General features: G+C 34.5%; 6 protein-coding genes and 1 tRNA gene. 5 read left to right on the forward strand and 2 right to left on the reverse strand.

All coding sequences use genetic code 11. The features are described 5' to 3' along the window. Positions 1-129 precede the first annotated feature (129 nt). Positions 130-363 (reverse strand): (4Fe-4S)-binding protein, encoded by a 234-nt coding sequence (locus D778_RS13805; protein WP_007651816.1) that lies wholly within the window; start codon positions 361-363, stop codon positions 130-132. A 143-nt stretch (positions 364-506) separates the two neighbouring features. Then, complete coding sequence (locus D778_RS13810) at positions 507-2,096, reverse strand: peptide chain release factor 3 (protein WP_007651818.1); 1,590 nt, start codon at positions 2,094-2,096, stop codon at positions 507-509. Between the two features lie 126 nt (positions 2,097-2,222). On the opposite strand from D778_RS13810, the gene idi reads away from it, so the two are divergent. The 5 genes from idi to D778_RS13835 all read left to right on the forward strand — a co-directional run bounded on the left by idi (position 2,223) and on the right by D778_RS13835 (position 4,608). Then, the gene (gene idi, locus D778_RS13815) at positions 2,223-2,750 is read left to right on the forward strand and encodes an isopentenyl-diphosphate Delta-isomerase (RefSeq protein ID WP_007651820.1); all 528 of its coding nucleotides are present in this window, start codon (positions 2,223-2,225) and stop codon (positions 2,748-2,750) included. Continuing rightward, the gene (locus D778_RS13820; RefSeq protein WP_007651822.1) at positions 2,747-3,157 is read left to right on the forward strand and encodes a 6-pyruvoyl trahydropterin synthase family protein; all 411 of its coding nucleotides are present in this window, start codon (positions 2,747-2,749) and stop codon (positions 3,155-3,157) included. The genes idi and D778_RS13820 overlap by 4 nt, the downstream gene beginning before the upstream one ends. Positions 3,158-3,209: 52 nt before the next feature. Beyond that, positions 3,210-4,181: a type I phosphomannose isomerase catalytic subunit gene (locus D778_RS13825; protein ID WP_007651823.1), complete on the forward strand. Its 972-nt coding sequence runs from the start codon at positions 3,210-3,212 to the stop codon at positions 4,179-4,181. Positions 4,182-4,207: 26 nt separating this feature from the next. Further along, on the forward strand, positions 4,208-4,477 hold the full coding sequence (locus tag D778_RS13830) for a hypothetical protein (protein WP_040492693.1): 270 nt from the start codon (positions 4,208-4,210) through the stop codon (positions 4,475-4,477). A 57-nt stretch (positions 4,478-4,534) separates the two neighbouring features. Further along, a tRNA-Thr gene (locus D778_RS13835) sits at positions 4,535-4,608 on the forward strand. Positions 4,609-4,636: the final 28 nt, after the last annotated feature.

A 4,636-nucleotide genomic window follows, 5' to 3' on the forward strand; every position in this document is an offset into this window, starting at 1 on the left:
TTCCATTAAATTTTGGACCAACAGGAGAGGCTTAAAATAAGACTGATTATACAAGAACCAAAACACCCCAAGGAATTTAATTCTTTGGGGTGTTTTGGTGTTTAAATTTAATCTGTTTTTAATTATCGTCTAACAGGCTTCTTTTTTGTTTAAACAATAATCCAATGCTCCTGAAGGGCATTTTTTAATTTGATTGATAATTTTTTTAGTAGAAGCACCATCCAGGTCTATCCAAGGGATTACAGAATCTCTAAATACGTTTGAAAGTTCTCTGGCACAACGTTCTGCATGGATGCAAACACGAGGATTGTAGGTTACAGTAATATCTTTATTACTGAAAACATTTGGGTTATTTGTTTCCATAAGTAGATCATTTTTGGGGTTATGATACTAAATTAAATGTAAATAACTATAAATTTTAAAACACATTTATACGATTAAATGTATGAAAAATTCGATTAAAAACAACTTAAAAATAATTTATTCGATGAAATGCAGCTCTTTTTTTAATTAAATTCTGAAGTAAAATGAAACTTTATGTTTGGATATTTCTGTTGTGTCATTTGTAAAGAAAAGGGCGAGTCGGCCAAAAAAACCAGTTGATTTTGCTTGTCTTTTGCTAAAAAACGTTGTTTGACTCTCAAAAACTCCTTGTATTCTTCGCTTTTGGGATCTTTGGCCTCTACCCAACAAGCTTTGTGCACATTTAAATTTTCATAGGTACATTTGGCACCATATTCATGTTCCAGACGGTATTGGATCACTTCGTATTGAAGCGCTCCAACGGTTCCAATAACTTTCCTTCCATTTAATTCCAAAGTGAATAATTGGGCAACACCTTCATCCATTAACTGGTCTATACCTTTGTATAATTGTTTCGATTTTAAAGGATCTGCATTGTTAATATACCTAAAATGTTCAGGAGAAAAACTTGGAACCCCTTTGTAATTAATCACTTCGCCTTCAGTTAGGGTGTCGCCAATCTTGAAATTTCCTGTGTCGTGCAATCCAACAATATCTCCAGGATAGGAGACATCAACAATTTCCTTTTTCTCTGCAAAAAAAGCATTCGGACTAGAAAACTTCAGGTTTTTACCATGCCTTACATGTAAGTATGGTGTATTCCTTTTAAATTTTCCTGAAACAATTTTTATAAATGCCAAACGGTCTCTGTGGTTGGGATCCATATTGGCATGAATTTTAAATACAAACCCTGAAAATTTTTCTTCTTCTGGTTTTACCAGTCGCTCTTCGCTTTGTTTTGGTCTTGGTCTTGGAGCAATTTCTACGAAACAATCTAAAAGTTCCCGAACCCCAAAGTTGTTTAAAGCTGAACCAAAAAAGACTGGCTGCAATTGGCCATTAAGATACTCTTCTTTATTAAATTTAGGATATATACCTTCTACCAATTCTATTTCTTCACGAAGTGTATTGGCAGCCTTGTCGCCAACTAGTTTGTTTAATTCTGGAGACTGCAAATCGGAAATCTCAATGGTTTCTTCAATGTTTTTTCTGCTGTCACCACTAAAGAGATTGATGTTGCCTTCCCACAAATTATAAATACCTTTAAAATCGTAACCCATCCCAATAGGAAAACTTAAAGGAACCACATGCAATCCAAGTTTTTGCTCAATTTCATCCAAAAGATCGAAGGCGTCTTTTCCTTCACGATCCATTTTATTGATAAAAACTATCATTGGGATGTTTCTCATTCTACAGACTTCAACCAATTTTTCAGTTTGTTCCTCAACCCCTTTTGCAACGTCAATAACTACAATTACGCTATCCACTGCAGTTAGCGTTCTAAACGTATCTTCAGCAAAATCCTTATGTCCAGGCGTATCCAGGATATTGATTTTTACATCGTTATATTCAAAGGCAAGTACAGATGTAGCCACAGATATTCCACGTTGCCGTTCAATCTCCATAAAATCGCTGGTTGCACCTTTTTTTATTTTGTTGCTTTTTACGGCTCCAGCTTCCTGGATTGCACCACCAAAAAGTAGTAATTTTTCGGTAAGAGTGGTTTTTCCTGCATCAGGATGCGAAATAATACCAAAAGTACGTCGTCTGTTAATTTCCTTTATAAAACTCATAATATTGTTGCAAATGGGTTGCAAAGATAGGATTATTCAACACAAATTAAATGAATGTTTTCACAGCTTTTTTATTTTATGAAAAGTTTCACGTATTTTTATTGTTTTGATTGGTATTTTTACACGATGATTGAAGAACAGGTAATTTTAGTAAACGAAAACGATGAACAAATAGGTTTGATGCCAAAAATGGAGGCACACGAAAAAGCCTTGTTGCATCGTGCATTTTCAGTATTTGTTTTTAACGATAAAAACGAATTGATGCTACAGCAACGTGCGGCACATAAATACCATTCCCCTAAACTCTGGACCAATACCTGTTGTAGCCACCAACGCGCTGGTGAAAGTAACGTAGAAGCTGGAAAGCGTCGTTTGCAGGAAGAAATGGGTTTTGTTACAGAACTGGAAGAATCCATTTCGTTTATTTACAAAGCCCCTTTTGACAATGGCTTGACAGAGCACGAATACGATCATATTTTAATAGGAAAGTACCAAAAAGCACCTAACATCAATCCAGAGGAAGTTTTGGATTGGAAATGGATGTCTGTGGAGGCTGTAAAATCTGATATGAGCCTGAAACCTGAAATATATACTGAATGGTTTAAAATTATATTCGAAAAATTCTACGAACACATAAATATTACTGAAAAATGAAAGTAACCGTAAGTAGAAAAGCTCATTTTAATGCAGCCCATAGGTTGTATAGAAAAGATTGGAGCAACGACAAAAACAATGCTGTATTTGGTAAGTGCAACAACCCCAATTATCATGGCCACAATTACGAACTGATAGTAAGCGTAACAGGCGAAATTGACAAAGAAACAGGCTATGTTATTGATATGAAAGTTTTAAAAGAACTTATTAGGGAAGAGGTGGAAGACGCTTTCGATCATAAAAATTTAAACGAAGACGTTGAAGATTTTAAAGACCTGAATCCAACTGCTGAAAACATTGTGGTTGTTATTTACAACAAATTAAAACCCAAACTGGAACCAAAACTAAAACTAGAAGTAACCCTTTTTGAAACGCCTCGTAATTTTGTAAGTTATTCTGGAGCATAAACATTCTATAAGTTATTATATTCCTGAACATACATTTTTTGTTTAACACACTATGAAAGCCAACTTGTATCCTATAAAATTTCATCCCATCTTAAAAGATAAACTTTGGGGAGGGGACAAACTTAAAACCTTACTTAATAAAGACTGCCATTTGCCGAACATTGGCGAAAGTTGGGAAATAAGCGATGTTGAAGGAGATACATCTTTGGTAGCCAATGGGAGTTTGGAAAACCAATCCTTAAAACATTTATTAAGCACTTATAAAGCAGATTTAATAGGGGAAAAAAATTATAAGCAGTTTGGAAACACATTTCCTTTGCTAATTAAGTTTATAGATGCCAAAGAAGATTTATCCATTCAATTGCATCCTAATGACGAATTAGCAGCCAAACGTCATAATTCTTTTGGAAAAACTGAAATGTGGTATGTCATGCAAGCCGATCCAGGTTCTAATTTAATTGTAGGTTTTAATCAAGAAATGACTTCAGAAACCTATTTGAAACATCTTAATGAAAAAACGCTGCCCAGCATTTTAAATTTTGATGAAGTAAATACTGGCGATACTTATTTTATAGATGTGGGAAGAATCCATGCCATAGGAGCCGGCGTATTGTTGGCAGAAATCCAGCAAACCAGTGATATAACCTATCGTGTGTATGACTGGGATCGTTTGGACGATAAAGGACAGTCTCGGGAATTGCATAACGATCTAGCCATTGACGCCTTTAACTTTAACATGCCAGATAATTTTAGGGTAGCTTACAGTAAAGCAGAGAACCAATCCAATAATATGGTTAGTTGCCCATACTTTACCACTAATTATTTAAAAATTACAAAACCATTAAAAATTGAAAATATATACGACTCTTTCATGATTTATATGTGTGTAAATGGAGAAGCCACCATAACTGGTCCAAATTTCCAGGAGTTCTTTAAAACAGGTGAAACCATTTTGGTTCCTGCAATGATAAAAACCTTTGAAATTACTTCTAAAAATGCAACACTATTAGAAGTTTATGTTTAATTTTGCAACTAAATAAATTTAAAAAAATGGCAAATAAAAGAGATTTAAAAAAAGACATCAATTATGTGTTAGGAGACATTATTGAAGCAGTATATGTTTGGGAATACTCAAATACAGATAAGGACACTAAAAAAAGTGAAGCAATCATAGACGAAGCTATTGCTACCTTCGATGAGTTAATTGCAAAAGTAAATGACAGAAGTGTGGAAGACAAAAAAGCTCATTTCAAGGCCATTAACAAGGAGTTGGAAGACAAAGGCAGAGCTTTGATTGAAAAAATCAATAAACTAGGATAAAAACAGAAAAAAATATTTGCATATATTATTTTCAAGATTATATTTGCATCCTGTTTTGCCGATGTAGCTCAGCTGGCTAGAGCAGCTGATTTGTAATCAGCAGGTCGTGGGTTCGAGTCCCTCCATCGGCTCTAAAGAAGTTCAGTAGGAATGCTGAAC

Source organism: Xanthomarina gelatinilytica, from assembly GCF_000348685.1.
Classification (GTDB): domain Bacteria; phylum Bacteroidota; class Bacteroidia; order Flavobacteriales; family Flavobacteriaceae; genus Xanthomarina; species Xanthomarina gelatinilytica.

Excerpts from the sequence above, each read along its gene's own strand:
- D778_RS13805 (WP_007651816.1), bottom strand. The coding sequence starts at position 363 with ATGGAAACAAATAACCCAAATGTTTTCAGTAATAAAGATATTACTGTA.
- D778_RS13810 (WP_007651818.1), bottom strand. The coding sequence starts at position 2,096 with ATGAGTTTTATAAAGGAAATTAACAGACGACGTACTTTTGGTATTATT.
- idi (WP_007651820.1), top strand. The coding sequence starts at position 2,223 with ATGATTGAAGAACAGGTAATTTTAGTAAACGAAAACGATGAACAAATA.
- D778_RS13820 (WP_007651822.1), top strand. The coding sequence starts at position 2,747 with ATGAAAGTAACCGTAAGTAGAAAAGCTCATTTTAATGCAGCCCATAGG.
- D778_RS13825 (WP_007651823.1), top strand. The coding sequence starts at position 3,210 with ATGAAAGCCAACTTGTATCCTATAAAATTTCATCCCATCTTAAAAGAT.
- D778_RS13830 (WP_040492693.1), top strand. The coding sequence starts at position 4,208 with ATGGCAAATAAAAGAGATTTAAAAAAAGACATCAATTATGTGTTAGGA.